A 13,775-nucleotide genomic window follows, 5' to 3' on the forward strand; every position below is an offset into this window, starting at 1 on the left:
AACCCGGTTGTACAGCACAACGTGAGGTGATCCATGAAACACACACTGGTAGCAGCGTTCGCCACGCTGACCGACGCCAATCGAACCCGCGGCGACCTGATGGCACGCGGCATTCCGCGTGAACAGATCCACGCGGTGGGCGCCGAGAGCGCCGACATCCACGCCTATGAGGCGCCCTATAGCACCACGCCCGATACGCCGGTGGACCGCACCGAGCACGAATCGAAGGTCGCGCACTTCTTCAAATCGCTGTTCGGTCATGAGCCGCACGAGCAGCATCGCCATCATGCGACGGCTTATCCGGAGGCGGTGCGCCGCGGCGCCCTGGTGATCGCGGTGGACGTGGTCGACGAGGATCAGCTGGCCAAGGCCCGTGATGCGCTGGAGTACAACGGCGCCATTGATATCGACGAACATGGCGCCACTGGTACAGCGGACGGTTACCCCGGCCCCACCAGCCCCTATGCCGGCGCAACCGGCGGTGACAGCCATCTGGACAAGCATTTCACCGGCCAGCAGACGCACCACGCTGGCGCCATGGCAGGCAGCGACAGGGAAAGCGAAACCCTGGGCGCGGGCAGCAGCGCTTCGCGTACCACCGAGCCGGATACGGGCAGCCACGGCATTGGCAGTGCCGGCAAACGCGCCGGTACCGACTACCCGCCAACCACCGCAACCACGGCGCCGACCGGGGCCGGCAGCAGCGGCCACGGCGCCAGCGCCAGCACTCCAGAGGTAGCGCCCGGTGTCGGTACACGCGAGTCGGGGCTGTGCCGTGACCGCATCTGCGTGATCCAGCGGCCGAGCTGACGGCTTTCGCCTGGAAGGGTGAGAACAGGGCGAACGATGTTGTCACCCTTCCACGCCGCGTCCCGTTCCGCCCGCAGGGTGGGCTTCAGCCCACCGCCACATGCGCATCCTCTCTGATGGGCTGAAGCCCACCCTACGCGTTCACACCTCAACGCCGGCGTTGGTTCTCGCCCAGCGCCTGGCGCAGCCCGGTTCGGCCCAGACTCAGCGCCAGGCAATCTTCGGCGGTGCCGAGTGCGGCGTTGAGCAGCGCATGCGGCTGATAGGGTTTGCGCAGGCTCAGGCCGATCTTCGAGGCGAGCAGCGCCGCCGTCGCACCCAGCAGTGCCGGCAGCAGTACCGGCTCGCGCCGCACGCCGGCCAGCGCGGCAGCACTGACCCCACCGGATACCGCGCGAAACATCATCGACGGCACGATGGTGCGATCCGGGGCGAAGGGCATCTTGTCGCCGGCAATCTCCCCGGCTGCCAGTACCGGCAGGAAGGTCTGCGCCGAATCGGACGTCAGCAGCCGCGCCGCCTCGCCCGCACCGTGCAGATCATCCCGCTCGCTCAACGCGCGACTGACCAGCGTGGGCGCCAGCATGCTGCGCATGCCCGTCACCGCGCCGATCGCCAGAGCGGCCCATAACAGATTGCTCGATGTCGACATCGTCAGTTCTCCCGGTAGTTGCTAGTACCGACCGGCCTGGGGCAAGGAGCGTTCGCCGCAGTCCCGTGGCCATCGACGGATGGCACGCCAGCCGCCTCGGTGGCTGCGCGTCAGAACCTCGATGCGGTGCTTCCACCGCGCCAGACAACCGCACCGCACATCACCACTGGTTAAGCCCGTAGCCGACCACACCCAGACCGAAGCCCATCTGCGCCAGCAGCAGCGCGCGGATGGCGAAGGTGTAGCTGATCACCCGGCTCTGCCCCAGCGCGTCGGCGGCGAACAGCCGGTAACTCTCGGGATAGTCGGCTTCCATTTCCTTCAGCGCCGCGATGGTCAGCTCCAGCAGCTGTCGGCTGCGCGCGTCCACCAGCCAGAACACCTGCGCCAGCAAGACGGTGAAGGCACCCAGCAGAATCAGCAGCCCCGGCGAGAAACCCTGCTGCAGCGCCGCCAGTACACCGCCATCGGCAAAGATCGCCAGCACCACGAAGAAGTTGAAGCCACGCAGGCGCTGCTCGGCATTGAGCTTGAAATGCGCCCAGACAAACTCTCGACCATCCATGCGATCACCCTCTGCTAAGCCAGGCGGCGGCAGCTAGCACTCGATAACACCACCGCCCCGGTCGCTACCGTTGGTGGGCTGAAGCCCACCCTACCGCGCATCGACCTCCTCACCCGTAGGGTGGGCTTCAGCCCACCGCTTTACCCGGTCGTCCGAGCGATAACGAGCGGTCAGGCCGGATCGACCAGGTCCTGCCATTCCTGGTGGCGCTCGATGTAGCGGGCGATGAACTCGCATTGCGGCACCACGCGCTTGTCGCGCCGCCGTGCATCGTCCAGCGCACCCTCGGCCAGCACGCTACCCAGCCCCTGCCCGGACAGGCTGGGGTCGACCTCGGTATGGGTGAAGACCATCCGCTCGCCCTGCTCGCTGTACTCGGCAAAGCCGAGTGGCTGGCCCTCCACCAGCAGCTCATAGCGCTGCTGCGCGGCATCGTGGCGGACGCTGGCTTGTTTATCGGTCATGGCAGACTCCCTCTCGGTTCTTTGGCTGTGGCTAGAGGTACGAGTGGACGCGGTGTGGGAGGGTTCAGATGGAGCGGCCACGAAACGCCCTGCGCCGACTTGCCCAAGGTGTGCCGCAAGTAGGCTCGGGACGGGTATGAAACTCAATCACCGCTGGTTTGAAGCTCGGCATGCCCGCCCGACAAGGCGATCGCCTGGTTATTGCTGAACGGCCGGAGATCCAGCGCATCCCCATGCTCTTTCAGCACCTGCTCGACAGCCTCGGCGAACGGCTCGTTTCGGTAATGCGGTAGCGGGTAGAAATCGACCAACCCCAAGGCCGCAAAGGACTCGAGATCAGGCGCGGCAGAAACGTCGTCCAGCGCCTTTATGTATTCGATGCTGGGGGCGAGTATCGCGGAGCCGGCGGATTCGCCGATGTAGCACTTCCCGGCCCTGACCTGTTCCGCGATCAACCTGTCCGCGCCCTTGCGCTTCAGCTCCTGCAGCAGAAAGAAGGTGTTGCCGCCTGACACATAGATGTAATCGCCACGTTCGAGCTTGCTGACGATCTCGTCCTGAGTTGCGGTTGAAACCTCGAGTTCATCGATCACCAGACCGGCTTCGACAAGCGCCTCCCTGGCCGCAACAAGGTAGGAATTGACCTCCTCGGCAAGGCTCGCCGTAGGAATCAGCGTAACCGTCCTGCCGCGGCACTCGCCTCCGGTGAACCTGACAAACAAGTCCACGACTTCAGCAAAGGAGGATGTCAGGAAAATGTTCATATGCACCTCTGCGCTCGACTGGATTCAGGCTCGCCCAACCCGCCCCTGGTTATTGAGAACACGGCGGGACAGCTCAGCGCTGCCGCGCCGCGCCTTCCAACAGGCCGACAAGCAGAGTGGACGAAAAACCCCTGGCTTGCCCGTTTCTTATCAATCCACCCCGACAAAGCCACCGGTCTGGTGCTGCCACAGCCGCGCATAGAGCCCGCCGCGGGCGATCAGCTCGGCATGGGTGCCGGTCTCGATCACCTGGCCCCCGTCGATCACCACCAGCCGATCCATGCGCGCGATGGTCGACAGCCGGTGGGCGATGGCGATCACCGTCTTGCCTTCCATCAGGGTGTCCAGGCTCTCCTGAATCGCCGCCTCGACCTCCGAATCCAGCGCCGAGGTGGCTTCGTCGAGCACCAGGATCGGCGCGTCCTTGAGCAGCACCCGGGCGATGGCGATGCGCTGCCGTTGCCCGCCGGAGAGCTTCACGCCGCGCTCGCCGACCATCGCCTCGAAGCCCTTGCCGCCCTGGCTGTCGTCCAGGGTCTTGATGAACGCATCCGCGCGGGCCTTGCGCGCCGCGGCCCAGAGCTCTTCTTCGGTGGCGTCGGGCTTGCCGTAGCGCAGGTTGTCGCGGATGGAACGGTGCAGCAGCGCCGTGTCCTGGGTGACCACGCCGATATTGGCGCGCAAGCTCTCCTGGCTGACCTCGGCGACGTTCTGCCCGTCGATCAGGATGCGCCCGCTCTCCAGGTCATAGAGGCGCAGCAGCAGGTTGACCAGCGTCGACTTGCCCGCGCCCGACGGCCCGACCAGGCCGATCTTCTCGCCCGGGCGAATGTCGATGGTCAGCCCGCTAATCACCCCGCCCTGCTTGCCGTAATGGAAATGCACATCCTCGAAGCGCACGCCGCCCTGCTCCACCTGCAGCGGCCTGGCGTCCTCGGGGTCGAGCACATCGCGCGGCCGGACGATGCTCTTCATGCCGTCCTGCACGGTGCCGACGTTCTCGAAGATGCCGTTGACCACCCACATGATCCACTCGGCCATGTTGTTGATGCGGATCACCAGGCCCAGCGCCAGAGCGATGGCGCCTGTGGTGATCCGCGCCTCGCTCCACAGCCACAGCGCCAGCGCGCCGGTGCCGACGATCAACAGGCCGTTCATGCAGGTGATGAGGAAATCCAGGCTGGTGATCACCCGCGACTGCAGGCGGAACTTGCCGAGCAGCTCCTGCATCGCCTCGCGGGCGTAGCTCTCCTCCTCCCGCGAATGGGCGAACAGCTTGAGCGTGGCGACATTGCTGTAGCCGTCCACCACCCGCCCCATCACCTTCGAACGCGCCGCGGACGCCGCTGCCGAGCGCGCACGGATACGCGGCACGAAGTACCAGAGCGCGGCGCTGTAGCCGACGATCCACAGCAGCAACGGCACGATCAGGCGCAGATCGGCGGCGGCGAACAGATACAGCGCGCTGCCGGCATAGACCACCACATGCCACAGCGCATCGATCACCTGCATGGCCGAATCGCGCAGCGACGGCCCGGTCTGCATCACCCGCTGGGCGATGCGCCCGGCAAAGTCGTTCTGGAAGAAGTTCAGGCTCTGCTTGAGCACATAGCGATGGTTCTGCCAGCGGATCAGGTTGGTCAGCCCAGGGTTGATCGCCTGATGCGTCAGCAGGTTGTGCAGGCCGAACACCAGCGGCCGGATGACCAGCGCCACCGCCGCCATCCACAGCAACTCGTTGCGGTGCTCGGCAAAGAAGGTCCGGGCGTCATCGGTCGCCTGGGCCATATCGATCAACTGGCCGAGAAAGCTGAACAGCGCCACCTCGATCACCGCCGCGAAAAAGCCGACCACCAGCACGGCGGTCATCAACGGCCAGACCTGCTTCAGGTAATGGGCATAGAAGCGCAGCATCCCGGCCGGAGGCGCAACGTCCGGGCTGGGCTTGAAGACATCAATCAGGTTTTCGAAACGGCGGAAAAGCATGGGGAGGTCTGCTTTGTGGCGAGGTGGGCGAACGTCGTTCGCAAATACGACCGCTCCGGTGCGGCATTCCGGTTGGACGCCCCGAGCCCGCGAGCGTTTCGCCAACCACCTGCCCGGCCCGTCGATTCGCATCGGTGGACAAGCAGAGCGTTGTCCACCCTACGCCACTCCGCACTCCTCTGCCGACAGCGCGCATCCGTAGGGTGGAAAACGGCGAAGCCTTTTCCACGCGTTAAGTTCAGACCACCTCGCTGCATTGCTTGTGCTGAACAGTCATTTCCCCGACTCCGGGCCAGATACATAACGAAGCGGAGACTTCCGAGTATTCTCCGATCTCCTACGCAAACCTTTGCACCCGGCACGCCCGCCATCACCCTGCCGAAACGCTGATATGAAGAAACCCGCTCTCACCGTCTGCAGCCTTCTCGCCGCGTTCGCCCTGCTCTTTGGCTGGAGCCTGAACGATGTTCTGAACGCGCCTCCGTCGGTGTCACAAGTCAGCCCGCAAGGTGGTCATCTCATAGAGAGCGTGCCGGTACGGGGCCTCCTAGCTCCTGGTGGAGGACTGTCCTATCTACGCATCGTCGACCGTACGGATGGGTCGAAGGTATTTCGCAGCCCGCTGTTTACCACGCGGTCGGTGGATATGCGGGCGAGCGAGGACAGCCAAAACCTGGGCGTGACCTGGATAGCCTTCGACAAGCACACCCAAGCCTTTACCCTGAGCATCCCTCAATGGCGCCCGGATTGGCGCAACATTTTCTTCAGCAATACGCCCTACGAGGTCGTACCGAACGGCTGAGCCACAAAATACATCCGCTGGCCGTAAAAGACGGAAGCGCCGCCGCTACCCCTTCCGAACCGATTCCGGCCGCAGATACGGCAGCATGTGCGCCACGTAGTCCGCCTTGCCCAGCTCGATCCCTTCCTTACGCAGGATCGAATACGCGGTCATCACGTGGAAATAGAACTGCGCCAGCGTCCAGTCACGGGCGTACTGCTCCGCAGTCAGGTCGAAGATCATCCCGTTTGCCAGCTCATGGGCGATTGGCTTGCCCGCGTCCATATCCAGCGCATCGGCGGCGAGGCCGTCGAACAAAGCGACCGTCTCATCGATCCGCGCATAGGCATCGGCCAGCGTGCCCGGCCGCTCACCCGCCTGCCGCCCCTCGTCCAGCAGCTCGTTGATCACAGCCGGAAAGGCCTCGCCTCTCAGCCGGCACACGGCCTCCCGCGCCTGCACACAGGCAAAGCGAACCTGAGTCGACAGCGGAAACATATCCGGCGCCAGCCGCGCGGATAACAACGCCTGCGCCTCTGCTTCCGGTAGCTGGGCCTGCGCCTTCTTCAGCCAGCCGGAGAGGGTTTTGAGCATTTGCGTATAGGTTGGGATGAGGAGAGTTGTTAGTTGCAAAGGTTCGAACCTTGTAGAGGGCTACGCCAGATAAAGTGACAGGGCTACGAAGCTAACCACCTGAACGGTAAATAAATTCGTCCCCTTTATGGTCTTATTTTTCGGCTAATTAAATTTTATTTATCAGGCTGGGGTATTGATTGCCTATCAACGACCTTTTCGAGATTTTGAATCTTCGTGTCCAGCACGCTTACGCGACTATCGACAGAGTTTAAGTTCCTGAGGCTGTCCTTGATGCCAGAAGTTTCAAGTTGATTATGTTTTATTCTTTCAAAAGCGACTGAAATTTCTTTCTTGTTTTCTGCTATATCTGCCTTAACCGCAATTAATGAAGAAAAAAATCCAATTACGCCTGTGAGCGCCATACTGATAAGCAATATTACCCAATCACTAATATTAAATTGTGAAGAGCTATTGTTTGGGGGAGCAGCTGGCGGGCTCATCATATAGTTTTGCGGCGGTGTTGGTGTTGAAGATGTTATCGCACCTGAATATGGCGGAGTTGTTGACGTGCTGGTCATTTTACTAGTGCCTCAATTTCGCTCTCGGATATTCTCGGGGCAAATCTTTGAGACAGTTTTTGAAGCGTTTCAAAACTGAAGTGTTTTCCACCGATGGGAATATTGTTTATATCTCTCTGGATATAAATCCCCTTCTCAGAAACTCCATTTGTAACTGCTTCTGTCGCATTTATTTCGTGTATATCATTAATCTTATAGCCGTGCGATTCGCTGATTTTATTGAATCTTAAGCTTAACTCTTCTGCGCCATCAACGGCACTGGTGAAGAATTTCTTGCGTAGAGTTTGAAGTGCCGAATTATCTTGATGGAAATATCTTGCTACCATTCCAAATCTTACAACTTCCTGCTTGGAAAGCACGGCCTTGGTTAAACCTGAAACCTTTGCATTGAAATCTTTAAGAATATCGCTGTTCGATTTTTGATCGTTTATACGCTGAAGAATAAAGTCAATTCTTGACCTTGAAATATTGCATGAGTAATCTTTCTTTTCGGAAGAAAGGACTATTACCGGAACTTCAGGCGGGAGCTCCGGTGGGATTGGTATCATCTGAGGCATGGCGTCAAAGATATTTAACATTTCAGAGTTTAGGCTTCCAAATTCGAGATCTGGCCTAGCCACTATATCCCTTAGAAAAAAGGCAAACTGAAGAGATAAGATTCTGGTTTTCATATTGACTCCATAAGCTTTTTCGAGCACTTAGTGTAGTTTGATATGAGAGGCTAGTAGCGTCTTCGTTCGTGGAAAAAGGGGACAGATTTATTTTTTAACAGGACGGGATTTCTGCGAATAATAAATCGCCATCTTTTTCTCTCGCTTTTCTCATCAGAAAGAAGCCGCTCGCCGGATGTGTCGAAGCGAACAGGGAAAAGCGCGCCATCTGTACCCTCCTTGGTAAACAGGCCGTGCGACTCGTAGCGTCGCAGCGGAACCGTGATCGAGTGCGCAGTTGCTGCGCGTGCTGGCACATTAGCCACTACTTCCGTATGGGTAAAGCAGACGATGGATTAATCCTCGGTTTTCACACTGTCGCCTGATGCGCGGTCATTCGCGCCGTATGCACTTTCCGCCCATCTACCCTGTCCACCCTGCATGGCTCAGTTGCGGAGGTGATCGTGGAAGGCATGTTTTTCAGTAGCGCAACGACGTTGATACGCACGCTGGTGGTGGGCGTGCTGGCCTATATCAGCCTGGTGTTGCTGTTGCGCCTGTCGGGCCGGCGGACGTTGTCGAAGATGAATGCGTTCGATCTGGTGGTGACGGTGGCGCTGGGTTCGACGTTCGCGACGATTCTGCTCAATCGCAATGTGTCGCTGGCCGAGGGGGTGCTGGCGTTCGCGCTGTTGATCGGGCTGCAGTATGTGGTCACCTGGTCCAGCGTGCGGGTGGCGTGGGTGCGGCGGACGGTGACGGGCGAGCCGGCGCTGCTGTTCTTTCGCGGGCGTTTTCTCGGCGATGCCATGCGCGTGGCGCGGGTGACCGAGGATGAGGTGCGGGCCGCCGCACGCAGCCAGGGGCTGGCCGCGCTGGATGGTATCGAGGCGGTGGTGCTGGAGACCGATGGTAGTTTCAGCGTGATCACCGATAGCGCCGGACACAGCCGTTCCACGCTGGACGGGGTGAATGTGCCGGGGCCGAACGAAAAGGGCGTTTGAGGCCGTGGCCCCTTTCGCCAGCGGCTGATCGACGGATCCGCCACCGGGGGCCCGCGCCGGTCCGGTTGCCGCCGCGCGGCGCTGCCGCCAGACTCGTTGTTTCCGCCCTGCGATGCGATTCCCACCGATGAAAACCAACCTCGACGAAATGCTCGCCTTTGTCAGCGTGGTCGACAGTGGCTCGATCAGCGCTGCGGCCGAGCAGCTGGAACAGACCGCCTCGGGCGTCAGCCGGGCGTTGAGTCGGTTGGAGGACAAGCTGGCGGTGACGCTGTTGCGCCGTACCACGCGGCGCCTCGAGCTGACCGAGGAAGGCGAGGCGTTCCTGGCGCAGGCGCGGCGGATTCTGGCCAGCGTCGAGGAAGCCGAGGAGCAGATGGCCCTGCGGCGGCAGGCGCCGGCCGGGCGCTTGCGGGTCAATACCGCGTCGCCGTTCATGCTGCATGTGATCGTGCCGCTGATCGGGGATTTCCGCGCGCGCTATCCGCTGATCGAGCTGGAGCTGCACAGCGACGACCGCATCGTCGATTTGCTGGAGCGGCGCATCGATCTGGCCATCCGCATCGGCCCGCTGCCCGATTCCAGCCTGCATGCACGGCCGCTGTGCCACACCATGCGCCGGGTGCTGGCGAGCCCGGCCTATCTGGCGCGGCATGGCACGCCGCAACACGTCGAAGACCTGGCGGAGCACAGCCTGATCGGCTTTACCGAGCCGGATCGTCTCAACGACTGGCCGCTGCGCCACGCGCTCGGCGAGAGCTGGCGGATCAACCCGGCGCTACGCGCCTCCAGCGGCGACACCGTGCGCGAGCTGGCGCTGGCCGGCGAAGGGATCGCCAGCCTGTCGGACTTCATGACTGGCCGGGACCGCCAGCGCGGCGAGCTGGTGGAGGTGCTGGCGGCGCAGCGCGTCGACGTGCGCCAGCCGATCAACGCGGTGTACTACCGCAACAGCGCGCTGGCTTCGCGCATCACCTGTTTTCTGGATTACCTGAGTGAGCGCCTGGGAGCCGGCGCACCGCACGACTGAGCATGGAGAGCGCGTCCGGGCATTCATGGCTGTGGAACCGCGCGAACGCCAGAAATGAAACGACCCTGTCCGTCGGGTCAAAGACAGACAGGGCCGCATCTTTCAGTTTGTGCGCAGCGCGGCTTACTGCCCCAGCAGGCCCGCGTTCTGTACGGAGCCGAAGGCAAAGCCGAGGAACTCCGGCACGCTCATTTCGCGACCGTTGAAGGTCACCTTATCATTGGCGTAGTGCAGCGAACTGACCAGCCGCTCGCCCTCCAGACGCGACCAGCCGGTGTTCAGCGCCATGCCGCTGAACAGCTCGGTGGCGGCCTCGGTTTCCTGCTGCAGTGCCGCCTGGTCGAGCTGGCCGTCACGCGCGTTGTTCTGCACGACCAGCCCGGCGATGTCTCGCACCAGGTCCTTGTCGATGCCGGCGTCGGCCTTGAGCGAGGCGAGCATGCTGGTGATCATCGCGTCCGGGGTGAAGGCTTCTGCGCTCGGCGATTGCAGGTCGAGCACGACCGACAGCCGGGCCGCGCCGTGGGCGGTTTCGAAGCCGAACTCGTCGAGGGCCAGGGTGGGCTTGTGTTCGAGCAGTTGCAGGGCACGGGCCTGCAGTTCCTGCTGCTGGGCGCTGGTCATGCCGGCGAAGGATTCCTGCGGGGTGGCGCTCTGGTCGAGGATGTCCTTGTAGCTCGCCACCAGGGCCTTGAGGCTGCTTTCCTCGAGGTTGCGCAGGCTGAAGACGAGGGCGAGGTTGCGGAAGGTCTGGCCTTTGGCGCTGACCTCGCCGATGCGGTAGCCGATGGTCTGATCGAGGCCACGGCTGCCGCGGCTCAGTGCCTCCTCGACGGAGGCCTGCTGGATGACCACGGCGGGCTCATCGCCGGCCTTGATTTCCATGCGCTGCAGGGTGATGGCGGACGGCCCGAAGCCGAAACCGGCGTCGTAATCCTGCTTGTCGGCGCTCAGGCCGATGCCGCGCAGGCTCACCTGTACCGGCTGGCCACTGTCGCTGCGCTGCAGGTCGATATCGACTTCCGCCAGCTCGCCGTCCATGCGTACGTCGCTGCCGTCCTTGTTCGCCTCAAAGTTGAGGTTGGCGGGGGCGATGCGCACGCTGCCGTCTTCGTCTTCGATATTCAGCGCGGCCGTGTGCAGATCGCCGGCCTGGCCGCCGTCATAGCCGATGGTCACCTCGCCCACCAGCGGCACTTCGCCGGAGGCGGCGTCGAACAGTTTCTGCGTCAGCGGCGTGCGTTCGAGTTCGAAGTGGCTCTGCGCGGCGACCGGCATCAGCTGGCCACGGCTCAGGCGCGAGACGGGAAAGGGGCCGTGTTCGAGGCGATCGTTCAGCAGCAGGGCGTAGTGCTCGGTGTTGCCTTCGTCATCCGCTACATCGATGTCGATCTGATAGCGCGCGGTGCTGGACAGCAGGCCGCGTTCGAAGCTGAGCAGGGTGAGGCTGACATCGGCCCCGGCGCCGACGCCCATCTCGCGCAGCTTGAGGTTGGCCTGGTCGACGGCATCGCGGGCGGTCGATTCGACCTGGGTGCTGGTGTAGAAAGTGGCGGCCCCGAAGAGGGCCAGGGGTACGGCTACGGCGAGCGCGAGCTTTTTCATGGAAGCATCCTGTGCGGCGGCTGGGCAGACGTCCTGTCAGCCGGTGGTTGGCAAGCGGCGGCACTCTAGCAGCGCGCTTCGGCAGGCTCCAGCGCGCCGGGGCAGAGGATGGGAAGGGTGAGAACGTGGCAACAGATTCGGGCGGGACGACGCCTGCCGCGCCTTCGCCGCCCTGCCTGTATGGTTAGTGCGTGTTGTCCGATTTCGGCATGGGTATCGCCACACTGCTTTCGATGCTGCCGGCCTCGGGGTCGCCTTCCTTGTAGAAGGGCTCGATTTCCTCGCGGGCCTGTTGCCAATGCTCGGTTTCCTTGCCTTCCGGCTGGCCTTCGGCTTGCCAGATTTCATAGGCGCGCTGGCGGATGCGTTCGTCGACGTTCATGGCTGAACCTCCGGGTCGCGGGCCGGCGAATTGCCGGCCAACAAGCAGAAGAAAGGCCGCCCGGGTGCAGGTTCCGGCGGGGCGACGAGTGCGTTCGGCTGAAGCGCAGCGGCGCGGTGCGCCGCGATCAGGGAACCGCTACCGTCGCTGCGGTCTTAGCTCTGGATAAACGACGCCGACTGGCGTTTCATTCGCTCTTCGCCGCGCCCGGATCGGCCGGCGCATCGCCTTCTTCACAAAGGACCGCCCCATGAGCATCGCCCCCAACGCCGGACGCCTGCCCGACCCGCACACCCTGACTCATCTGCCGCGCCTGGTGGCGCGCTACTACAGCGACCGGCCGGACCCGTCCGACCCGGCGCAGCAGGTGGCGTTCGGCACCTCCGGGCATCGCGGTTCCTCGTTCAAGGGCAGCTTCAACGAGTGGCACATCCTCGCCACCACCCAGGCGATCTGCGATTACCGCCGCCAGGAAGGCATCGACGGCCCGCTGTTCATGGGCATGGACACCCACGCGCTGTCCGAACCGGCGTTCGTCTCGGCGCTGGAAGTGCTGGCGGCCAACGGCATCGACACGCGCATCGACGCGGGTTGCCCGGAAACCGGCGGCGAGCCGGGCTACACCCCGACCCCGGCGATCTCCAACGCGATCCTCAGCTACAACCGCGGCCGCACGAGCGGGCTGGCCGACGGCATCGTCATCACGCCGTCGCACAACCCGCCGGGCGATGGCGGCTTCAAGTACAACCCCACCAATGGCGGCCCGGCCGACACAGGCGTGACCAAGTGGATTCAGGAGCGCGCGAATGCGCTGCTGGTCGCCGGTCTCGATGGCGTCAAGCGCATGGATTACCGCCAGGCGCTCAAGGCCGCCACCACCCAGCGCTTCGATTTCATCGACGCCTATGTCGGCGGGCTGGAGCGGGTGATCGACCTCGACGCCATCCGCGGCTCGGGCCTGAAGTTCGCCGTCGACCCGCTGGGCGGCGCCGGCGTGCACTACTGGCCGCGCATCGCCGAGCGCTTCGGCCTGCCGCTGGAGGTGCTGTCCACGGTGGTCGACCCGACCTTCCGCTTCATGCGCCTGGACTGGGACGGCAAGATCCGCATGGACTGCAGCTCGCCACATGCCATGGCCGGGCTGATCGAGAACAAGGACCGCTTCGACGTGGCCTTCGCCTGCGACACCGACCACGACCGCCACGGCATCGTCACCCGCTCCGGCGGGCTGATGAACCCCAACCATTACCTGGCCGTGGCCATCGAATACCTGTTCACCCATCGCCCGGGCTGGAGCGCCGAGGCCGGCATCGGCAAGACGCTGGTGTCTTCGTCGATGATCGACCGTGTTGCCGCCGGCATCGACCGCCGTCTGGTGGAGGTACCGGTGGGCTTCAAGTGGTTCGTCGACGGCCTGATGGATGGCAGCCTGGGCTTCGGCGGCGAGGAGTCGGCCGGCGCTTCGTTCCTCGACAAGCAGGGCGGCGCCTGGTCCACCGACAAGGACGGGCTGATCCTCGGCCTGCTGGCCGCGGAGATCACCGCAGTCACCGGCAAGGACCCGAGCGAACGCTACCAGGCGCTGACCGACCGCTTCGGCGCGCCGGTGTACCAGCGCATCGACGCTGCGGCCAATCGCGAGCAGAAGGCGCGCCTGGGCAAGCTCTCCGCATCGCAGGTCAGTGCCAAGGAGCTGGCCGGCCAGCCGATCACGCGCATCCTCACCGAGGCACCGGGCAACGGCGCGGCCATCGGCGGGCTGAAGGTGGAGACGGCGAACGGCTGGTTCGCCGCGCGGCCGTCCGGCACCGAGGACGTGTACAAGATCTACGCCGAGAGCTTCGAGGGCGAAGCGCACCTGGCACGCATCCAGGCCGAGGCCAAGGCGCTGGTGGACTCGGTGCTGGCCGGCTGAGGCTCACGGCCCC

The 13,775-nt window shown here is 63.3% G+C and carries 15 protein-coding genes; 5 read left to right on the forward strand and 10 right to left on the reverse strand.

Features of this window, described 5'->3' with window-relative positions:
• Positions 1–33: 33 nt before the first annotated feature.
• Positions 34–810, forward strand: a complete 777-nt coding sequence (locus OUY36_RS21630; protein WP_267936017.1) for a hypothetical protein — start codon at positions 34–36, stop codon at positions 808–810.
• Positions 811–958: 148 nt separating this feature from the next.
• On the opposite strand, the gene OUY36_RS21635 is transcribed toward OUY36_RS21630, so the two are convergent.
• From OUY36_RS21635 to OUY36_RS21655, 5 genes are all read right to left on the reverse strand, one after another.
• Entirely contained in the window at positions 959–1,462 is a 504-nt protein-coding gene (locus OUY36_RS21635) for a DUF4126 family protein (protein ID WP_267936018.1), read from the reverse strand.
• 160 nt (positions 1,463–1,622) lie between these two features.
• Positions 1,623–2,027, reverse strand: coding sequence for a hypothetical protein (locus tag OUY36_RS21640; RefSeq protein WP_063540205.1), 405 nt, complete (start codon positions 2,025–2,027; stop codon positions 1,623–1,625).
• A 170-nt stretch (positions 2,028–2,197) separates the two neighbouring features.
• Positions 2,198–2,491, reverse strand: a complete 294-nt coding sequence (locus tag OUY36_RS21645) for a GNAT family N-acetyltransferase (protein ID WP_267936019.1) — start codon at positions 2,489–2,491, stop codon at positions 2,198–2,200.
• A gap of 143 nt (positions 2,492–2,634) precedes the next feature.
• Positions 2,635–3,255 carry a Type 1 glutamine amidotransferase-like domain-containing protein gene (locus OUY36_RS21650; protein ID WP_267936020.1) on the reverse strand — a complete coding sequence of 207 codons (621 nt, stop codon included), beginning with the start codon at positions 3,253–3,255 and terminating at the stop codon, positions 2,635–2,637.
• 150 nt (positions 3,256–3,405) lie between these two features.
• A complete protein-coding gene (locus OUY36_RS21655) occupies positions 3,406–5,241 on the reverse strand; it encodes an ABC transporter ATP-binding protein (protein ID WP_267936022.1) in 1,836 nt (611 codons plus the stop codon).
• Positions 5,242–5,632: 391 nt separating this feature from the next.
• On the opposite strand from OUY36_RS21655, the gene OUY36_RS21660 reads away from it, so the two are divergent.
• Entirely contained in the window at positions 5,633–6,043 is a 411-nt protein-coding gene (locus OUY36_RS21660) for a hypothetical protein (protein WP_053527414.1), read from the forward strand.
• 45 nt (positions 6,044–6,088) lie between these two features.
• On the opposite strand, the gene OUY36_RS21665 is transcribed toward OUY36_RS21660, so the two are convergent.
• The 3 genes from OUY36_RS21665 to OUY36_RS21675 all read right to left on the reverse strand — a co-directional run bounded on the left by OUY36_RS21665 (position 6,089) and on the right by OUY36_RS21675 (position 7,847).
• A complete protein-coding gene (locus OUY36_RS21665) occupies positions 6,089–6,616 on the reverse strand; it encodes a DUF1993 domain-containing protein (RefSeq protein ID WP_063540209.1) in 528 nt (175 codons plus the stop codon).
• 155 nt (positions 6,617–6,771) lie between these two features.
• Positions 6,772–7,176 (reverse strand): hypothetical protein, encoded by a 405-nt coding sequence (locus OUY36_RS21670; RefSeq protein ID WP_267936024.1) that lies wholly within the window; start codon positions 7,174–7,176, stop codon positions 6,772–6,774.
• Positions 7,173–7,847 carry a hypothetical protein gene (locus OUY36_RS21675; RefSeq protein ID WP_152482028.1) on the reverse strand — a complete coding sequence of 225 codons (675 nt, stop codon included), beginning with the start codon at positions 7,845–7,847 and terminating at the stop codon, positions 7,173–7,175. Before OUY36_RS21675 ends, OUY36_RS21670 begins: the two co-directional genes overlap by 4 nt.
• A gap of 443 nt (positions 7,848–8,290) precedes the next feature.
• Between OUY36_RS21675 and OUY36_RS21680 the strand changes: the two genes are divergently transcribed.
• Together OUY36_RS21680 and OUY36_RS21685 are read left to right on the forward strand one after the other, a co-directional pair.
• Entirely contained in the window at positions 8,291–8,830 is a 540-nt protein-coding gene (locus OUY36_RS21680) for a DUF421 domain-containing protein (protein WP_063540210.1), read from the forward strand.
• Between the two features lie 127 nt (positions 8,831–8,957).
• Positions 8,958–9,860, forward strand: a complete 903-nt coding sequence (locus tag OUY36_RS21685) for a LysR substrate-binding domain-containing protein (protein WP_267936027.1) — start codon at positions 8,958–8,960, stop codon at positions 9,858–9,860.
• 123 nt (positions 9,861–9,983) lie between these two features.
• Here the strand turns inward: OUY36_RS21685 and OUY36_RS21690 are convergent, their stop codons facing one another.
• Both OUY36_RS21690 and OUY36_RS21695 read right to left on the reverse strand, forming a co-directional pair.
• Positions 9,984–11,465 carry a YdgA family protein gene (locus OUY36_RS21690; protein WP_267936028.1) on the reverse strand — a complete coding sequence of 494 codons (1,482 nt, stop codon included), beginning with the start codon at positions 11,463–11,465 and terminating at the stop codon, positions 9,984–9,986.
• Between the two features lie 184 nt (positions 11,466–11,649).
• A complete protein-coding gene (locus OUY36_RS21695) occupies positions 11,650–11,847 on the reverse strand; it encodes a DUF2934 domain-containing protein (RefSeq protein ID WP_014818523.1) in 198 nt (65 codons plus the stop codon).
• Positions 11,848–12,097: 250 nt separating this feature from the next.
• Between OUY36_RS21695 and pgm the strand changes: the two genes are divergently transcribed.
• Positions 12,098–13,762 (forward strand): phosphoglucomutase (alpha-D-glucose-1,6-bisphosphate-dependent), encoded by a 1,665-nt coding sequence (gene pgm, locus OUY36_RS21700; protein WP_267936030.1) that lies wholly within the window; start codon positions 12,098–12,100, stop codon positions 13,760–13,762.
• The last annotated feature ends 13 nt before the right edge of the window (positions 13,763–13,775 follow it).

Source organism: Stutzerimonas sp. R40042, assembly GCF_026642215.1.
Taxonomy (GTDB): Bacteria; Pseudomonadota; Gammaproteobacteria; order Pseudomonadales; family Pseudomonadaceae; genus Stutzerimonas; species Stutzerimonas frequens.

What these genes read in the sequence shown, in the direction of transcription:
- OUY36_RS21630 (WP_267936017.1), top strand. Translation starts at nt 34, where the DNA reads ATGAAACACACACTGGTAGCAGCGTTCGCCACGCTGACCGACGCCAAT.
- OUY36_RS21635 (WP_267936018.1), bottom strand. Translation starts at nt 1,462, where the DNA reads ATGTCGACATCGAGCAATCTGTTATGGGCCGCTCTGGCGATCGGCGCG.
- OUY36_RS21640 (WP_063540205.1), bottom strand. Translation starts at nt 2,027, where the DNA reads ATGGATGGTCGAGAGTTTGTCTGGGCGCATTTCAAGCTCAATGCCGAG.
- OUY36_RS21645 (WP_267936019.1), bottom strand. Translation starts at nt 2,491, where the DNA reads ATGACCGATAAACAAGCCAGCGTCCGCCACGATGCCGCGCAGCAGCGC.
- OUY36_RS21650 (WP_267936020.1), bottom strand. Translation starts at nt 3,255, where the DNA reads ATGAACATTTTCCTGACATCCTCCTTTGCTGAAGTCGTGGACTTGTTT.
- OUY36_RS21655 (WP_267936022.1), bottom strand. Translation starts at nt 5,241, where the DNA reads ATGCTTTTCCGCCGTTTCGAAAACCTGATTGATGTCTTCAAGCCCAGC.
- OUY36_RS21660 (WP_053527414.1), top strand. Translation starts at nt 5,633, where the DNA reads ATGAAGAAACCCGCTCTCACCGTCTGCAGCCTTCTCGCCGCGTTCGCC.
- OUY36_RS21665 (WP_063540209.1), bottom strand. Translation starts at nt 6,616, where the DNA reads ATGCTCAAAACCCTCTCCGGCTGGCTGAAGAAGGCGCAGGCCCAGCTA.
- OUY36_RS21670 (WP_267936024.1), bottom strand. Translation starts at nt 7,176, where the DNA reads ATGACCAGCACGTCAACAACTCCGCCATATTCAGGTGCGATAACATCT.
- OUY36_RS21675 (WP_152482028.1), bottom strand. Translation starts at nt 7,847, where the DNA reads ATGAAAACCAGAATCTTATCTCTTCAGTTTGCCTTTTTTCTAAGGGAT.
- OUY36_RS21685 (WP_267936027.1), top strand. Translation starts at nt 8,958, where the DNA reads ATGAAAACCAACCTCGACGAAATGCTCGCCTTTGTCAGCGTGGTCGAC.
- OUY36_RS21690 (WP_267936028.1), bottom strand. Translation starts at nt 11,465, where the DNA reads ATGAAAAAGCTCGCGCTCGCCGTAGCCGTACCCCTGGCCCTCTTCGGG.
- OUY36_RS21695 (WP_014818523.1), bottom strand. Translation starts at nt 11,847, where the DNA reads ATGAACGTCGACGAACGCATCCGCCAGCGCGCCTATGAAATCTGGCAA.
- pgm (WP_267936030.1), top strand. Translation starts at nt 12,098, where the DNA reads ATGAGCATCGCCCCCAACGCCGGACGCCTGCCCGACCCGCACACCCTG.